Annotated in this window: 14 protein-coding genes and 1 pseudogene; 9 read left to right on the plus strand and 6 right to left on the minus strand. The window is 61.9% G+C overall.

Features of this window, described 5'->3' with window-relative positions:
• The first annotated feature begins 146 nt into the window (after positions 1 to 146).
• The 5 genes from CSC76_RS17170 (at position 147) to CSC76_RS17190 (ending at position 4365) form a co-directional block, all read left to right on the plus strand.
• A complete protein-coding gene (locus CSC76_RS17170) occupies positions 147 to 1151 on the plus strand; it encodes an ArsJ-associated glyceraldehyde-3-phosphate dehydrogenase (RefSeq protein ID WP_162111189.1) in 1005 nt (334 codons plus the stop codon).
• 3 nt (positions 1152 to 1154) lie between these two features.
• Positions 1155 to 2387 carry an organoarsenical effux MFS transporter ArsJ gene (gene arsJ / locus CSC76_RS17175; RefSeq protein WP_162111190.1) on the plus strand — a complete coding sequence of 411 codons (1233 nt, stop codon included), beginning with the start codon at positions 1155 to 1157 and terminating at the stop codon, positions 2385 to 2387.
• Positions 2388 to 2980: 593 nt separating this feature from the next.
• Positions 2981 to 3634, plus strand: a complete 654-nt coding sequence (locus tag CSC76_RS17180) for a hypothetical protein (RefSeq protein ID WP_162111191.1) — start codon at positions 2981 to 2983, stop codon at positions 3632 to 3634.
• Between the two features lie 13 nt (positions 3635 to 3647).
• On the plus strand, positions 3648 to 3977 hold the full coding sequence (locus tag CSC76_RS17185; RefSeq protein WP_162111192.1) for a heavy-metal-associated domain-containing protein: 330 nt from the start codon (positions 3648 to 3650) through the stop codon (positions 3975 to 3977).
• A complete protein-coding gene (locus CSC76_RS17190) occupies positions 3943 to 4365 on the plus strand; it encodes a hypothetical protein (RefSeq protein ID WP_238395056.1) in 423 nt (140 codons plus the stop codon). The genes CSC76_RS17185 and CSC76_RS17190 overlap by 35 nt, the downstream gene beginning before the upstream one ends.
• 32 nt (positions 4366 to 4397) lie before the next feature.
• Here the strand turns inward: CSC76_RS17190 and CSC76_RS17195 are convergent, their stop codons facing one another.
• The 6 genes and pseudogenes from CSC76_RS17195 to CSC76_RS17220 form a co-directional block, all read right to left on the minus strand.
• Positions 4398 to 4673 carry a cation diffusion facilitator family transporter gene (locus CSC76_RS17195; protein WP_162111193.1) on the minus strand — a complete coding sequence of 92 codons (276 nt, stop codon included), beginning with the start codon at positions 4671 to 4673 and terminating at the stop codon, positions 4398 to 4400.
• A gap of 9 nt (positions 4674 to 4682) precedes the next feature.
• Positions 4683 to 7871, minus strand: a pseudogene (locus CSC76_RS17200) (efflux RND transporter permease subunit).
• Between the two features lie 8 nt (positions 7872 to 7879).
• The gene (locus CSC76_RS17205) at positions 7880 to 8830 is read right to left on the minus strand and encodes an efflux RND transporter periplasmic adaptor subunit (protein WP_162111194.1); all 951 of its coding nucleotides are present in this window, start codon (positions 8828 to 8830) and stop codon (positions 7880 to 7882) included.
• Positions 8827 to 10104 (minus strand): TolC family protein, encoded by a 1278-nt coding sequence (locus CSC76_RS17210; RefSeq protein ID WP_162111195.1) that lies wholly within the window; start codon positions 10102 to 10104, stop codon positions 8827 to 8829. The genes CSC76_RS17205 and CSC76_RS17210 overlap by 4 nt, the downstream gene beginning before the upstream one ends.
• A 412-nt stretch (positions 10105 to 10516) precedes the next feature.
• Positions 10517 to 11134, minus strand: coding sequence for a cation diffusion facilitator family transporter (locus CSC76_RS17215; protein WP_046932167.1), 618 nt, complete (start codon positions 11132 to 11134; stop codon positions 10517 to 10519).
• A complete protein-coding gene (locus CSC76_RS17220; protein ID WP_162111196.1) occupies positions 11131 to 12315 on the minus strand; it encodes a DUF3703 domain-containing protein in 1185 nt (394 codons plus the stop codon). The genes CSC76_RS17215 and CSC76_RS17220 overlap by 4 nt, the downstream gene beginning before the upstream one ends.
• A 99-nt stretch (positions 12316 to 12414) precedes the next feature.
• Between CSC76_RS17220 and CSC76_RS17225 the strand changes: the two genes are divergently transcribed.
• From CSC76_RS17225 to CSC76_RS17240, 4 genes are all read left to right on the plus strand, one after another.
• Positions 12415 to 12837: a MerR family transcriptional regulator gene (locus tag CSC76_RS17225; protein ID WP_046932166.1), complete on the plus strand. Its 423-nt coding sequence runs from the start codon at positions 12415 to 12417 to the stop codon at positions 12835 to 12837.
• On the plus strand, positions 12834 to 14102 hold the full coding sequence (locus CSC76_RS17230; RefSeq protein WP_162111197.1) for a site-specific integrase: 1269 nt from the start codon (positions 12834 to 12836) through the stop codon (positions 14100 to 14102). Before CSC76_RS17225 ends, CSC76_RS17230 begins: the two co-directional genes overlap by 4 nt.
• 24 nt (positions 14103 to 14126) lie before the next feature.
• On the plus strand, positions 14127 to 17144 hold the full coding sequence (locus CSC76_RS17235) for a Tn3 family transposase (RefSeq protein ID WP_162111198.1): 3018 nt from the start codon (positions 14127 to 14129) through the stop codon (positions 17142 to 17144).
• A gap of 110 nt (positions 17145 to 17254) precedes the next feature.
• Entirely contained in the window at positions 17255 to 17587 is a 333-nt protein-coding gene (locus CSC76_RS17240) for an SAVED domain-containing protein (protein ID WP_274382105.1), read from the plus strand.
• Positions 17588 to 17675: the final 88 nt, after the last annotated feature.

Consider the following 17675-nt stretch of genomic DNA (forward strand, 5'->3'; position numbering starts at 1 on the left):
GCTCGATCACCTGCTTCACCGCTTCGGCCCGGAACTCATCTGTGTACTGCTTGCTGTTGCCCATAAACACCTCGGTCATTGCCATCAATTATGGCAACCGGATGTCTACGAAAGGCTGGCCGGTCCACTCTTTCTAGATTCTCACCATGACCATTCGTGTTGGCATTAATGGCTTTGGCCGCATGGGACGCCTGACCCTTCGCGCCGCCTGGGGCAATCCCGAACTCTCTTTTGTGCACGTTAACGATCCGGCAGGCGATCCGGTTACCCTGGCCCACCTGTTGATGTTTGATTCTGTGCACGGTCGCTGGGACCGAGACGTCACGCCCGAGGGCGATGCCATCCTCATCGATGGCATTCGCATTCCGGTCAGTCGTAACAAGGAGATCGCGGCTACGGATTGGTCTGGATGCGATGTGGTCATTGAATCTTCCGGCAAGTTCCGCAAGCCCGACGTGCTGCAGCCGTATCTGGACCAAGGTGTAAAGCGCGTGGTGGTCACGGCACCGGTCAAGTCTGCCGGCGCCTTGGACATCGTGATGGGCGTCAACCACCAACGCTTTAATCCGGCCTTGCATCGCATCGTCTCGGCCGCCTCATGCACGACAAACTGCTTCGCACCGGTAGTGAAGGTCATCCACGAGAATATTGGCATCCGCCACGGTAGCCTGACCACCATCCACAGCCTGACCAACACGCAGGTGATCGTGGATGCTCCGCATAAAGACCTGCGCCGCGCCCGATCCTGCGGGAGCAGTCTGATTCCGACCTCAACCGGCTCGGCCACGGCTATCGCAGAGATATTTCCCGAGCTCAAGGGGCGATTGAACGGCCATGCCGTGCGAGTGCCGCTGACAAATGCCTCACTGACCGACTGCGTGTTTGAGGTCGAGCGCCCGACCTCGGTCGAGGAGGTCAATGACTTGCTTCAGGCAGCGGCCGAGGGTGAACTTCAGGGAGTCCTGGGTTACGAGGCCCGACCGCTGGTGTCGATCGACTACCAGACCGATCCGCGCTCAAGCATCGTGGATGCGTTATCCACCATGGTCATCAACGGCACGCAGGTGAAGATCTATGCGTGGTACGACAACGAGTGGGGGTATGTGAATCGCACGGCCGAGCTAGTGCAGCTTGTCGGCAGAGCGGGCTGAGCGATGCGATCGCGCCTTTCGCCTGATGTTCGCCAGTATCTGCTGATTACCGGCAATTACTGGGCATTCACCCTAACGGACGGCGCCTTGCGCATGCTCGTGGTGCTGCATTTCCATGCGCTGGGCTACAGTCCACTGCAAGTCGCGATGCTGTTTCTTTTCTACGAGATCTTCGGTGTCATCACCAATCTCGTGGGCGGATGGCTAGGGGCCAGGATTGGCCTCAATCGCACCATGAACATCGGCTTGGCAATGCAGGTTGTTGCCCTGTCTATGCTGCTTGTTCCCGCGGTATGGCTGACGGTGCCGTGGGTCATGGCGGCACAGGCCATGTCCGGGGTCGCTAAGGATCTCAATAAGATGAGCGCCAAGAGCAGCATCAAGTTGCTGGTGCCCGGTGATCAGCAAGGTGCGCTGTTTCGTTGGGTTGCGGCACTTACCGGCTCAAAGAACGCGCTCAAGGGTCTGGGTTTCTTCCTCGGTGGCGCACTACTGACTGCCGTGGGCTTTGCATCGGCGGTGGCGATCATGGCCGGGGCTTTGGTGGTGGTGTGGCTGTCGAGCCTAGCCCTGCTCAAGCGCGACCTGGGCAAGGCCAAGGCCAAGCCGAAATTCCGGGACATCTTCTCGAAAAGTCGGGCGATCAATTTGCTCTCGGCCGCGCGCTTGTTCCTCTTCGGAGCTCGCGACGTATGGTTTGTCGTCGCCTTACCGGTATTCCTGGCCACCACGCTGGGCTGGGACTTCTGGGAAGTGGGGGGCTTTCTGGCCGTCTGGATCATTGGCTATGGCATCGTGCAATCGGTGGCGCCGTATTTCACCGGACGGCGCAGTGGCAAGGCGCCGGATGGACGCGCTGCCTTCGTCTGGGCCGTACTGCTGACCGTCGTGCCTGCGGCCATGGCCGTCGCCTTAGCGGCAGGACAAGATGCCCAGACGGTGTTGGTGGCTGGCCTGCTGCTGTTCGGCGTGCTGTTTGCGATCAACTCCTCACTACATAGCTACCTGATAGTCAGCTATGCAACCGACGACGGTGTTTCGTTGGACGTGGGGTTTTACTACATGGCCAATGCCTTGGGTCGACTGCTCGGCACGGTCCTGTCAGGCTGGGTGTTCCAGGTCGCCGGCATTGGCGCCTGTCTGGCAATCTCGGCGCTTCTGGTTGGCAGTGCAGCCGTCATTTCGCTGGCACTTCCGCGCCACAACAGCGGTGGGACCACTACTGAGATGCGCTGACACGCATAGCTAGATTGACACCCATCTTGAAACCCTTGTCGGGGAGGTACTCATCACTGCTACACCTCGCTGCGCGCCCACGATCAAATAATTTTGTCAGTCAATGGCGTCGCATAGATGCGTGAGATGCGAGTAGCGGTAGAATCGAGCCATGCGCCGGCGCTTGGTCAAGACTGCCCTTCATTGGTTTGTGATCATGCTAATCCTCACAACGAGCAGCCTTGCGCCGGCACAAGCGATCGCCGAGGCCTTGGCGGCCCTGGAAACCGCTCAGCCCGCAGAGCCCGACGCCATGCCCTGCGAGGACATGGACATGACCGACGATGAGCACTCATCGTCATGCGATTGCTGTGCTACGTCCAGTTCCTGCGACCTTTCGGCTTGCCTGGGAACGGCATGCCTGTCCGCGCTCCCGCGGCTGGTAGGCGCCATTCCTCTCCAGCGTGTGGCGGTGCCACCCGACGCCGCATCGCCGGCTGCCGCACCGTTCGATACGCCGTTCCGCCCGCCTATTATCTGATTACTCCGTCGTACCTATCAGGGCGCTGTGAGCGTCCGCATGCCGCCGTGGGCGGCTCTTACGGAGAATCACCATGTACCTACATTTGAGTCGGGTGGCGATCGCGCTACTCAGCCTGCTACCGCTGCTTGCGCTAGCCAAACCCATTGCCTTCGCCAGGGGCACGACCGTCATGGTCGAGTACGGCGCTGAGACCATGAACGAGGTGCAAGTGTTCTATGCGCCTCGCTACTGGTACTCCGCCGGCGCTGGCTGGTTGGAGCTGACCAGTGAGGATGGCCAGAAGCAACGGCACATTACCTACCTGCGCGGCAACCTGCTGGCCAAACGCTGGAACATGCCCGAGGCCCAAGCCAACGTCTTCGTTTGGGGAGGGCTGGGACGCGGCACAGGCAATGATTTTCAGGGCGATACGTTCGTGCGCAATGCAGGCTTCCAGGTCGACTACGAAACCCGCCGCGTCTACAGCGCGTTTCGCTCCGACCTTCAGGACAGCGATCAGTTCTCTCATCGCATCGACACCCTCCAGCTGGGCTGGGCGCCGTACAAGCATGACTACGACACGCTCGCTACATGGGTTGTCGTCCAGGGGCGTCGATACACCGGCCAGATCATGGAGGGAACGGAAACGGCCGTGCTGATTCGATTCTTCAAACGCGGCACTTGGGTGGAGGTCGGTGCAACCACCGACGGCAACCTCCAGGCCATGGCCATGTTCAACTTCTGACGAGATCCTTCTTATGAACAAGTTCAAGATCCTGCTGGGCGCGATGATGCTTGCCCTGTCTTCCTGGGCCCAGGCCACAACCATCGAAATGGATGTCAACGGCCTGGTCTGTGGCTTCTGCGCCCAAGGCATCGAGAAAACGCTCAAGGCGTTGCCCGCCACCGAGGGGGTATATGTCAGCCTGGAAAACCGCTTGGTCGCGGTGAAGCTCAAGGATGGCAACGACATTGACGATGCCACCCTGCGCAAGGCGCTCACCGATGCGGGCTACACCGTCGTGGGCATTCGGCGCACGGAGCACTCCCTGGATGCGCTTCGCCAGCGAGCCAAGCGCGATGACTAACGTAGACCATGACGCCCAGCTGCCCCTGCGCCGCAACGTAGGGGTGGCGTTCCTGACCTTGTTGGCCAGTGGCGGCACGTTGGTGTGCTGTGTCCTGCCGGCAGTGATGGTGGCCCTGGGGGCTGGGGCAGCTTTGGCCGGCCTGGTTAGCGCGGTGCCTCAACTGGTGTGGTTGTCCGAGCACAAGGCGCTGGTGTTTGGCGTGGCCTTTGGCCTGCTGGCGCTCTCTGGCGCACTGCTATGGCGAGCCCGGACGCTTCCGTGCCCAGCCGACCCCGGGCTGGCCGCCGCCTGCACGCGATTGCGACTGATCAGCGTGGGGTTGTGGGGTGTAGCCGCGCTCAGCACAACCTTAGGAACGGTGTTTGCCTTCGGCTGGATTGGTTGAGGGTGCGGAGGGCGGCAATGCCGCCCTCCGCTTTACCTCTTCTCAATAGGCCCACGGGTCGGTTGCGCCGGTGCCGGCCCGGGATCATTGAATGTCAGGTGTAGTTCCGTTACGCCGAACTGAGTGGCGAGAATCTGGCTCAGGACGGCTTGCACTGTGGCCAGGTCCACCGCCGATGAGGCCACGGTCACCGTGGCCTGAATGCTCAGCCCGGATGAGGCAGGCATCCACCGCAGATCATCGACCGCCTTCACCCCTGGATCGGCAAACATCGCGGCACGCAACATTTCTAGGTCAGCCTTGGGCACGGTATTGCCTCATGTCATTGCCGGAGCCGGGGCAACGGGCCGATCGCGTTCTCGGTGCAGCCACCGGTACAGCACTGGCAATACGAACAGGGTCAAGGCTGTCGAGGACAGAATGCCGCCGATCACCACGGTGGCCAGCGGCCGCTGAACTTCCGAACCCGCACCTACATTGAGAGCCATCGGCAAGAAACCCAGCGAGGCCACCAGCGCGGTCATCAGAACCGGCCGCAGCCTGCCGAGCGCACCATCACGCACGGCCTCGTCCAGCGGATCGCCTTGTTCACGCAAGCGTCGGATAAAGGCGATCATGACCAGGCCGTTCAACACCGCCACACCTGACAAGGCGATGAAGCCCACGCCGGCGGAGATGGACAATGGGATTCCGCGCAGCGCCAGCGCGATGACGCCGCCGGTCAGTGCCAGCGGCACACCGCTGAAGACGATCGCGGCGTCCTTTGCCGAGCCAAAAGCCATGAACAGCAACGCAAATATGAGAGCCAAGGTGACTGGGACCACCACCGAGAGGCGTTGGCTGGCCGAGATCAGTTGCTCGAAGGTGCCCCCGTAGGCCACCCAGTAGCCCTCCGGCATCTTCACTTCCTCGCCAATTTTGGTGCGCAACTCGCCCACGAAACTGCCCAGATCACGCTCGCGCACATTGGCCGTGACCACCACCCGTCGCTTCCCGTTCTCGCGGTTCACCTGGTTCGGTCCACGCTCGACTTGGATGGTAGCCACCTCACGTAACGGCACGGTCCGAGGGCTACCGCCACGCCATGTCGCCTCGCGGCTGGACTCATCGGGACTGTTGCCCTCGGGTAACGGAATCGGCAGGTCTGCCAGCACCGCCGGATCTGAGCGCAAAGTTTCGGGGAGTCGGACCACGAGAGCGAAGCGGCGATCGCCTTCGATGAGCTGGCCTGCCACCTCACCACCGATCGCGGTGGCCACCGTCTCCTGCACATCGCCTGGATTCAGCCCATACCGCGCCAAGGCAATCGGGTCCGGGGTTACCGTGAGCAACGGCAGTCCGCTCACTTGCTCAGACTTCACGTCTTCCGCACCAGGGACCTCACGCATTGTCCGTTCAATGCGGCCGGCAAGTCGAGCGAGTTGGTCTAGATCATCACCATAGACCTTGATCGCTACGTCCGATCATACGCCGGAGATCAGTTCGTTCGTGCGCATCTGGATAGGCTGGGTGAACTCATAGTTGCTGCCGGGAATCTTCTTGGCAGCTTGCTCCAGTTCTTCGATCAACTCTGCCTTGGGCTTGCGAGGATCGGGCCACTGATCCCGGGGCTTGAGCATGAGGAACGTGTCGGCCATCGAGGGGGGCATCGGATCGGTGGCTACCTCGGCGGTACCGATCTTGGAGAAGATGTTGGCCACCTCGGGGAACTGGGCTAATCGCTTCTCCAGGGTTTCCTGCATCGCCACCGATTGCTCCAGGCTCGTGCCTGGAATCCGCATCGGCTGCAGCGTGATGTCGCCTTCATCAAGGCTTGGCACGAACTCCGATCCCAGCCGCGTGGCCAGGATGCCGCAAGCAACCACCAGCACCGTGGCGCCGCCCAGTACGGCCAATCGACGGCGTAGCGCCCAATCCAGCAACGGCGTATATCGGGCCCGTGACCAGCGCATCAGGCGGTTGTCGTGCTCAGCCACGCGACCACGCAGGAAGGTGGCAATGGCCGCCGGCACGAACGTCAATGAGAGCATCATGGCGCCGGTCAACGCCAGGACGACGGTGATGGCCATGGGATGGAACATCTTCCCCTCGACCCCGGACAGGGCGAAGATCGGCAGGTAGACCGCCGCGATGATGCCCAGGCCAAACAGGCTCGGTCGAATGACTTCCGCCGTTGCCGAAGCCGTCAGGTCATATCGCTCTTGATCGTTGAGTTGCCTGCCCAGCGCATTCTGCGCCTCGCCGAAACGACGCAGGCAGTTCTCGATGATGATGACCGCACCATCCACGATAAGCCCGAAGTCCAACGCGCCCAGGCTCATCAGATTGCCCGATACGTTGCCTCGCACCATGCCGATGATGGTGAACAGCATGGCCAGCGGGATCACAGCTGCGGTGATCAACGACGCCCGGACATTGCCCAGCAGTAGGAACAACACCACTACCACCAGAAGCGCACCTTCGATCAGGTTCTTGGCCACCGTGCCGATCGTGCGATCTACCAATGCCGTGCGGTCATACACCGCCTTGGCGTGTACGCCCTCCGGCAGGCTGGCGTTGGCGGCTTCCAGTTTGGCCGCCGCGGCCCGCGAGACTTCGCGACTGTTGGCGCCGAACAACATGAAGGCCGTACCCACGACCACCTCATGCCCGTTCTGCGTGGCCGCACCCGTGCGCAGTTCCTTGCCTTCGCCGACCGTGGCCACATCACGTACCCGAATCGGGACACCATCGCGACGATCCAGCACGATGCTGCCGATCGCGTCCAGATCGCGTAGTTGTCCCGGCACGCGCACCAGGAACTGCTGCCCGTTGCGCTCGATGTAGCCCGCGCCCACGTTCTGGTTGTTGCGCATGACCGCGCCAACGACATCCTGCAGGGTGAATCCCAAGGCGACCAGTTGCGCTGGATCGGGAGTGATGTGGATCTGCCGTTCAAAGCCGCCGATGGTGTTGACCTCGGTCACCCCGGGCGTGGTGCGCAGTTGCGGACGGATTACCCAGTCCTGCAGCGTCCGAAGGTCCGTAGCCGTGTACGCGGAGCCATCGGGCTTGCGGGCATCGGGCTCGGCTTCCACCGTGTACATGAAGATCTCACCTAGACCGGTAGAGATCGGCCCCATCTCGGGATCTAGCCCCTCAGGAAGCTGAGACGTGATTTGCTGCAGGCGCTCGGCGACCTGCTGGCGCGCGAAGTACAGGTCCGTCCCATCCTTGAAGACGACCGTCACCTGCGATAACCCATAGCGAGACAACGAGCGGCTGTAGTCCAACTGGGGCAAGCCGGCCATCGCCGTTTCAATGGGGAATGTCACCCGTTGCTCGGCTTCCAGCGGCGAGTAACCTGGCGCCTGGGTGTTGATCTGGACCTGGACGTTGGTGATGTCGGGCGTGGCGTCAATGGACAGCTGACGATAGCTCCACACGCCGAGCGCAATAAGCGCTGCGGTCAGTACCAGCATCAGCCAGCGATGGCGAATGGAAAAATGGATGAGGCGTTCGAGCATGGCGGGCCTCACTCTTCTTCTTCGACGGTGGACTTCTCGATGTCGGCCTTGACCAGGAAGCTCTGGGCCACCACCACCTGCTCACCGGCCTTCAGGCCTTCTAAGACTTCCACCCGTTCGGCGTCGCGTCGGCCTAGCTTCACCGGGCGCGTGTGATAGACCTCGCCCTGTTGCACGTACACCACGTCCCGATCTTCGGCGGTCTGCAGCGCGGTCACGGGGACTACCAGATCCGCTTCTGCGCGATCAACGGTAATGCGTGCTTTAACGGCGGAACCTGGCCGCCAGCGTCCATCGGCATTGCGCAAGCTCGCGCGTGCGATCGTGCTTTGGCTGGCCGTGGCGGTGCCGGGCAGCACGCGTTCCAAGGTCGTCTGCTCGGAAACGCCATCACTCAATCGGCTTACGGTCACCGGCACACCAGCTTCGATGTGCCCGGCGTCCCGTCCGAAGATATGCAGATCTACCCACAAGGTGGACAGATCTGCGATCTCGAACAAGGGCGCGCCTTCGGCGGCAGACGTGCCGACCGAGGCGGTCCGCGCCATCACCACGCCGCTTATGGGGGCGGTAACGGAATAGGTCGTCAGGCTCAAGTTGCTCTCCACCGTCGCGAGCACCTGTCCTGCCTTGACCTGGTCGCCCACGCCTACGCGAACGGCACGCACAGGACCGGGGAAACGTGCAGTCACCAGGGCGATGCGACCTTCCACCGGCGTAAGCAGCCCTTGGACTTCATGCTCATCGGCGATCTGGCCAGGACCCACGCGGGCGGCGCGGATGCCGGCGGACTGTGCCGTTTGGGCCTCGATCGTGGTCTGTTGGGGCAGTTCTTCGTGCTCGCCTTGTTCTTCGGCCTCATGGCCTTCTTCGGCCTCGCCACTGGCATTGGGTGCCGGGCCACTACAAGCCGTCAGGGCCAATGTCAGGGCCAGCGCGATCCAGGGGAAACGGCTCATGGGGTCAACTCTCCGGAGGTGCCGGCAGCGGCAGAGGCAACCATGGCCTGGCCGGTGAGCCGTTGGATTTCGATGAGGGCACGTTGCGCATCGAGCGCGACGTCCAGTTGTTGTTGCAGGGCAGCGGTCCTTTCGGACTGCAGCTGCGCCCATTCCAGATAGCTGATGGCCCCAGCGCGATATGCACGCTCGGCCGCTTGCTCAGCCTTGGTCAGCTTGGGCAGCACATCGTCTTGAAGACGGGCCACTTCGTCACGGGCGACGGTGTAACGGCCGTGGGCTTCGACCAGGGTGGAATACAACGCCATTCCCTGCGCCTCACGTTTGATCGAAAGCACTTCCAACTCCGCCTCAGCGGCACGAATCTCTGGTTGCGCCCGGCTACGCGCCCCCAAAGGCAGCGAGATGCCCCCCACGAGCGCGGTGTCGCTTGTGTCCTGCATCCGACGCACGCCGACTTGCCAAGCCAGATCCGACGTGCCTGCTGTGCGAGCCAAATTCAAACGTGCTTCGGCAATGCGCCGCTCGTCGACAAACAGGGCCAGCTCGGGAGAACGCTGCAGTTCTGAGGAAAGGGTTTCCAGAGAACCGATCGCCGGTAGTGCGAGCGGGTTGCCAGCGACCGGCGCCGACACGGGTTCACGCTCCCCCCAGAGGGCGGCCAGATGCTGGCGTGCAGCGCTGGCTTGCTGGGAGGCCCTTGCTTGGGCCAGCTCGGCTCTTGCCAAGGCAGCCTGTGCAGTCAACAGCACCGACTCGGGTGAGGCGCCGGCCTGCAAACGTTGACGAGCAGCGGCCACGGTACGCTGGCGCTGATGGATATCGACTTGGGCAATCTTGGCCGCCTTGTCCGCTGCAACCAATGCCAGATAGCGCCGCGCCGTTTCAGCCAACAGATCCAGCCGACGAGCTTCCCGCTGTACAGCCAGCGCATCGATGCGGCTCTGCGCCAGGGCCCTGCGCGCATCCAACTTCCCGCCTCGCTCCAGCACCGAGCTCAGACTCACGGTGAACTCGGCGCTGTCCAAGCCTCTCGCATCTCCGGTACCCAGGGCATTCTCCACTTCGGCGCCCAATGTCCAAGGCGGGCGCTGATTGGCGCCCTCGCGCTCGGCCGCCAGTACCGCGGTACGTGCCTGCACCAGGCGCAGGTCTGGATGGGCCTGGGCAACGCGGTCGAACGCGTCGTCCAATGTCATGGGGTCGACCGCCCAGGCAGGTATCCCTGCACCCAGCAGCAACCAAGCGGCCAGCGCCGCACCTCGCACTTGCATAGCAACACTCCAGAAGTTCAGACCAAGGGTTAAGGACTGGCCTACGCCAGCGCTTGGCCCGCAATAGGCGGTCGGAACGGATCGACCAAGGGCCCTGTAGGCATCGTCTCCACCGCGTGTGGCTCTACGGCCTGCTGCTGCGGAGCAGGAGGTGGCGCCCAAGTCATCGCCGGAGCGGCGACTGCGTGCGCGCAGCAATGCGCGAGTTGATGCAACTGATGGAGCGATTTGCCCAAGGCGCTCTCATCAGCGGCCGCGTCGGACGTCATCAGCACTGCGTGAGCGCCGGACCACGTGTGGGCTGCCTCGTGCATTTCGCCCAGCGCCGTAAGCACTGGGTGCCATATGGCACCCAGTGCCAGGCTCAGCGCCAGCAGCCAGCGGAATGCGGGCAGAGCTCGCACACGCATCTTCACGCGGTCGGCTTGCCCACTTGCGTGCTGGCCCGACGTGCGTCACGTAGGATCTCGATGGCTTCCTTGATCACGTACAAACCGATCAGGGTGCCAATCACATAGTCGGGATAGGGATTGGCCAGCCACCACACCAGTACGCCCGCAAGAATGACACCGATGTTGGCCACCACGTCGGCTCGGGTGAACAGCCACGTTGCTCGCAGATGGACCTCCCCGGACTTCAGCGGCGAGAGCATGCGCAACACGATGACGTTGACTACCAGCGATAGCAGCGCGGTGCCGATCATCCAGCCGCTGAGTGGCTCGGCCCCCTGTAGAACCCGTCGTCCGACCTCAACCAGCACGCCAATACCCAGCACCAGCAGAATGCTGCCACTGAGCCAAGCGGCATTGGCCTTGAAGCGGGCCGTGCGTCCGATGGCCACCAATCCAATCGCGTACGCGGTGGCATCCGACAGCATGTCCAGCGCGTCAGCCAGCAGACCCGTGGAATGGGCAATCCAGCCGGCGATGCCACCAATGACGGCCATGGCCGCGTTGAGGACCAAGGCAATCCACAGTACACGTCGCTCCTGGGCGTTCTTGGCCTCGTGATGGCAGCCACAGTCACTCATCGGGTGTTCTCCATGTAATTACGCAGTTCTGAAGGAATCGGCATCGTGCGCAAGGCGTTTACCCGAGCGCCACCGGTATTGCCTTTAGGCATCCACACCCATGTCAGGGTCGCAGCGGCCATCAGGCGCAGCAGTTGTCCAGCCATTTCGCGCATGTCGTGGGCTTGCCACGCCCATCTTGCGAACGCCCAATGACTACGCACGTGCAAGCGCGTGCGGTGCTGCGAGAGCACGTGGGCCAATTCGTACCGTTTGTACGCCGTCGTGAGATCGCCTTGTTGTAGCGCTTGATCGCCTTGCCAGAGATATTGCGCAAAGGCCGTATCCCGTTGATCTGGAACCCGGTTAAACGGCCAGCACATCTGCGCCCAATAGCTGGCAGGCATCGTTTCCTCGCGTAACCCCACCTCGCCGGCGCGCAGCGTTTCAGGGCGATCAAGGAACGTGCCGCACAGACGATCCCAGATCATGAAGAACTCGCCGAAGTTGACCTGGGCATCTTCATAGTCACGCTTGTGATGCCACCGATGTACTTCGGCTACGCCTAGCCAGCGACGTAGCGGGCCAACGCGGTAGTCCAAGTTGGCGTGTTGAAAAGCCAGTTGAACGCTCATCAGCGTCAGCCACGCACTGATCACCAGCGACGGCGCACCCAAGGCGACGGTCAACCCCAAGCCCGGCCCGGCCATCAGTAGTGCACTCAACGGGTGACGACGTTCTCCATTGAGCCAGTACAAGCGCTCAGCGCTGTGGTGGATGGCGTGCAGTTTCCATGCCCATCGCACCCGATGACTGAAGCGGTGCATGGCATACAGGCCCAAATCGATCACCAGCCCCGCCAGCAGCATCTGCCCGATCAGGGGCCACTGGGTCGGCCATAGGCTGCCGGCGGGCAGCAGGCCGCGAAAGGCATGCAATCCATAGGCGGTGCCGGCCAGCAGGCCAAAGTTGACGGCGCCATGCATCAAGTCGGCTTTGAGGTCGCCTTGGCTATGGCGCCAAGACGGCTCGTAGGGCTGCAGCCACTCCAGCAGCGCCACCATGGCAATGCCCGCGGTCGCCAGGATCGCCAAGGTTGGCCAAGCCGGCAGGCCATCGGCCAATACTGCGGCCGTGCCGGCCAGAACCGCGCCCATCAGGGCGGGATACGCGGCATACCGGATCAGGCGTGAGCGCAACATGGAGAGCTCCGGACACGGGTAGAGGCGCGCGGGCGGGAGGCTGGCGGCTGGACAGGGGGCAAGGTAAAGTCCGTAGCTACTACAGAGTCAAGTCGCCACATGAAGATCAGTCAGGCCGCCGAGGCCAGTGGGTGCCATTTGGAAACCATCCGCTATTACGAGCGGATCGGCCTGTTACCCCAACCTGGTCGCACCGGCAGCGGGTATCGCGTTTACGAGCCTGCCGATATCGAGCGTTTGCGCTTCATTACCCGCGGCCGGGATCTGGGTTTCAGTCTGGAAGAGATCCGCAGCCTGCTGCAGTTGTCCGGGGACGACCAGATGTCCTGCATGGACGTAGATCGGCTGGCACGCAGTCATTTGGCTGATATCCAGGCCCGGATGGAGGATCTGCGCAGGATGGCCCGGGAACTGGAGCGGGTGATCGCCAGTTGCCATGGCGGACAACGTGCCGAGTGCACGATCCTCTCTACGCTGCGACAACCGGCCGGTTGCGCGTCGGCGGAGTGCTGCCAGGCGTGAGCGATGTGGACCGCTACCTCGAAGCGGCCACGCGTCAGAACACGCAGCGCAGCTATGCCTCGGCGCTGCGCCACTTCGAGGTCGAATGGGGTGGCCATCTGCCGGCGACGCCCGATAGCGTGGCCCGCTATCTGGCCGAGCAGGCCCCCAAGGCAGCAATCAACACGCTGAAGCAACGACTGGCAGCACTGGCGCATTGGCACGCCGAGCACGGGTTCGTCGATCCCACGCGTACGCCGCTGGTACGCAAGGTCCTCAAGGGCATTCAGACGCTACACCCCCGAATCGAAAAGCAGGCCACGCCGTTGCAGCTGGCCCAGCTGACCCAAGTAGTCGGGTGGCTGGACCAAGCCACGCTGGCGGCCCAGGAGGGCGCCGACCACGCGTATGCCTTGCGTGCCATGCGCGACAAGGCGCTGGTGTTGCTGGGCTTTTGGCGAGGATTCCGCGGCGATGAGTTGATCCGGCTGCAGATTGAGTACTTGGAACTGGTACCCGAGCAGGGAATGATCTGCTTCCTGCCGCGCAGCAAGGGCGACAGACAGTCGGCAGGCAATACGTACAAGGTGCCCGCTCTGTCGCGCTTGTGCGCGGTCAGTGCCACGCAGGCCTGGGTGCAGGCAGCCGCGCTAACTCAAGGCCCGCTGTTCCGGCGTGTCGATCAATGGGGCAACGTCGGCAGCCAAGGGTTGCATCCGAACAGCCTGATCCCCTTGCTGCGCGACCTGTTTCAGTCCGCAGGTCTGGAGGCCGTGGGAGGCTACAGCAGCCATTCCCTTCGCCGGGGCTTTGCGGGCTGGGCCAATGACAACGGCTGGGACGTGAAAGCCCTGATGGAGTACGTCGGATGGCGAGACGTGCACTCGGCCATGCGTTACATCCAGGGCCGCGATCCGTTCGCCCGCCAACGCGTTGAAGCCGGCCTCCAGGCCGCGCCGCCCCCCGCGCTCGCCTCGGCGGCGCTGCCAGCGCCGGCCGCGACCGTGAGCCTGACGCTGCGCCTGCTAGTGAGCCCGTTTACGCCCCGAGGCAGGGGCGCTGGCCGCGCTCGGGCACGCATCGAGGCGATGTGCCTATCCCCGTTTCAAGCCCATCGGCTTGATGCCGAGGGAAGCGAGTACCGACTCACGATGCCGGTGGTCGACGCCGCGGACATGGACGAGAGGATGGCCATGCTGCTGGATGAGATGCATCGCGTTGCCGATAACCACCACTGCTTTCTGGAAGCCTCCGTGCGCGCCGAGGACGGGCGTCACTGGGATTGACCTCAACCCTGACCAGGGCACTGCATGGCGACGCTGCACGAGACCGCGTATCCGCGCCTGAAACCTGATCCCACGGCCAAGGAACTGGACGAGATTTACACGCCCAGCGGCGGCGAAGTGCGCCTCGCACGTAGCATGGCGACCCAGCCAACCACCCAGTTGGCTGTGCTCATTCACCTGAAGATGTTCCAGCGGCTGGGCTACTTCGTGATCCTAGCCGATGTCCCAGAACGGATTCGGCAACATATTGCCCAGGCAGCCGGGCTGCGCCGGGCGCTATCCATCCGAGACTTGAATCGCTACGACGTCTCCGGCGCTAAACGCGCCCATATGGCGCGCCTGCGAAAGTTCCTGCGCGTTCGTCCGCTGGATGTCAGCGGGAGGGAATGGCTGGCAACGGTGGCCCAGGCCGCCGCTCAAACCAAGCATGTCATCGCCGACATCATCAATGTGCTGCTGGAGGAGCTGGTTCACCATCGCTTTGAGCTGCCGGGCTTCAGTACGCTGGAGAAGATTGCGGTTCAGGCCCGCGAGCAGGTGCATGAGCAGTATTACCGCAGCATCAATGAGGCCTTGACCGCGCCAGCCAAGAGCTTGATCAAGGAACTGTTGGCCGCACCGGCCAATGCCACATATACCGGCTGGAATGCGCTAAAGCGCGAGCCCAAACGGCCCACCAATAAGGAAGTGCGCTTTTATCTGCAACATATCCAACGCCTGCAACATCTGGCCCAGCAGTTGCCGGCCGTGGATATTCCGGTTCCGAAGCTGAAGCAGTTCCGCGCCATGGCGCGTGCGCTCGATGCCAGCGAACTGGCCGAACTCAAGCCGGCCAAGCGCTATGCCTTGGCGACGATCTTCATTCGGTCCCAGTACGCCAAGACATTGGACGATGCGGCCGACCTGTACATCCGGCTGATGCAGAACCTGGAGAACACGGCCCAGCAAAGACTGTTGGCCTACCAAGTAGAGCACGGCAAGCGTGCCGATACGCTTATCGCGCAGCTCAAGGAGATCCTGCAGGCTTATCAGATCGACGGAACGGACACACAGCGTGTGGATGCCATCGGACAGAGTCTGGTGGCGGACATTTCCACACTGCTAGCCGAATGCGATGAACATATGGCGTACGCAGGCCGCAACTACCTGCCATTCCTGATCCAGCCTTACAGCGTTGTCCGCCCGTTGCTGTTCAACTGCCTGGAGATCATGCAACTGCGCTCCACCAGCCAGGACGCGGGCATGGAACGCATGATCGCTGCTCTGCTATCGCTCCGCGGTCAGCGGCGGGACATGATTGAGGCCAGCTCGATCGGTCTGGATGTTGAAAAGGATCTGGGCTGGTTGTCAGTCAACTGGCGCAGGCACGTCTTCGGCCGCAAAGCGGACTCGCTGGGGCCGGGCTGGGTGCATCGCAAGTACTTTGAGCTAGCTGTGCTGGCCCAGATCAAAGACGAACTCAAATCCGGTGATCTGTTCATTCCCCACGGGGAGCGCTACGACGATTACCGAGAGCAACTGGTGGATGAGGCCACATTCGCCCAGGAACTGGAGGCCTACGGTGAGGTATCTGGTCTGGCCACCGAGGCCAGCGAGTTCGTGCGCCATTTGCAGCAAGAGCTGAGCTCACTGGCCGACACGGTGGATGCACGTTTTCCGGAGAACGTCCACGCCGATGTGGTGGATGGGCGCCTGGTGCTCCGGAAGCTGCAACGGCCTGAGATCTCCAGCGCCATTGCCACGGTCGATGCTCTTATCACCGAGAGGCTGCCGGCGATGAGTATCGTAGACGTGCTGATCGATGCGGCTCAATGGCTCAAGCTGCACCGTCATTTCCGGCCGATTGCGGGCACCAATGCGCGCGTGGACGATCTCATGCGCCGGGTGATCACTACGCTGTTCTGCTACGGGTGCAACCTGGGCCCGACCCAGACTGCGCGCTCAATCAAGGGCTTCAGTCGGCGCCAGATTTCCTGGCTTAACCTCAAGTACGTCACTGAAGACACGTTGGACAAGGCGATCGTGCAGGTGATCAATACGTTCAACAAGTTCGATCTGCCTGGCTACTGGGGCTCGGGCAAGAGTGCGTCGGCCGATGGCACCAAGTGGAGCATGTACGAGCAGAACCTGCTCTCGGAGTACCACATCCGCTACGGTGGTTATGGCGGCATCGGCTACTACCACGTCTCTGACAAGTACGTGGCGCTGTTCAGTCACTTCATTCCGTGCGGTGTGCACGAAGCGATCTACATTCTGGACGGATTGCTGGCCAACACGTCTGATATCCAGCCTGAAATCGTGCATGGGGATACCCAGGCCCAGAGTTATCCGGTCTTTGGTTTGTCCTACCTGTTGGGCATTCAGTTGATGCCACGTATTCGCAACATCAAGGATCTGACCTTCTTCCGCGCGGAGGCGGGTCGCCCGTACAAGAACATCCAGGCGCTGTTCGGCGACAGCATCGACTGGGGCCTGATCGAAACGCATCTGCACGACATGCTGCGGGTCACGGTGTCGATCAAGTTGGGCAAGATCACCGCTTCGACGATCCTTCGCCGGCTGGGAACCTACAGCCGGAAGAACAAGTTGTACTTCGCCTTCCGGGAGCTTGGGAAGGTCATTCGCACGCTGTTCTTGCTGCGCTACATCGATGACGTGGACATGCGTCGGACTATCCAGGCGGCCACCAACAAAAGCGAAGAGTTCAATGGCTTCGTCAAATGGGTTTTCTTCGGCGGAGAAGGGATCATTGCCGAGAACGTGCTTCATGAGCAGCGAAAGGTCGTGAAGTACAACCAGCTCGTGGCCAATATGATCATCCTGCACAACGTAGACCAGATGACACGCACGTTGGCCAGCCTGCAGGAGGAGGGGATGGAGTTGAATCCCGAGGTTCTGGGCGGCTTGTCGCCGTATCGGACCAGCCACATCAATCGGTTCGGAGACTACACGCTCGACCTGGAACGTAAGGTCGCGCCTCTCCAATTCACCGAGATCGTTTTGGAGCCCCACTGGACGCAGATCGCCGAGCCGAGAGGGTAGCGGACTCTGTCTATTCAGTTTCGACGCGAAGTGCTAATAGGCCACTTCGTGGCCTCAGCGGCGTATGAAGAAGAAAAGCACGCAACATCAAAAACTTAAAGCGGATTCGGCTGTATTTCTCACGAATCCCTGCCGACCCTCAACTTGTGGTCGGAGGTGTGGTGCAAGTGCCCTTCCTCTTTGCCGCGGGCATGCTGCTCGACGATGAAGGTGCGATTTTTTCCATGGACTGGGACCGTCAGGGAAGCAGGTGGCGAGAGCTTGATGAGCCTGATGACGGAGAGCGCTTTGAAGTGAAAGGCGTGGAAAGTCTGCCTGAGCATTCACCTCGGATATTGGTCGCGATCTCTGCTTCTTACGTGGTGGATCGCCGCGCGATCTCTGAAACTTTCTCAGGACTGCCTTGGACCGGCCAGCCTTTCGTAGACATCCGGTTGCCATAATTGATGGCAATGACCGAGGTGTTTATGGGCAACAGCAAGCAGTACACAGATGAGTTCCGGGCCGAAGCGGTGAAGCAGGTGATCGAGC

The sequence above is a fragment of the Pseudoxanthomonas mexicana genome (assembly GCF_010093385.1).
In the GTDB taxonomy this organism is placed as follows: domain Bacteria; phylum Pseudomonadota; class Gammaproteobacteria; order Xanthomonadales; family Xanthomonadaceae; genus Pseudoxanthomonas_A; species Pseudoxanthomonas_A mexicana.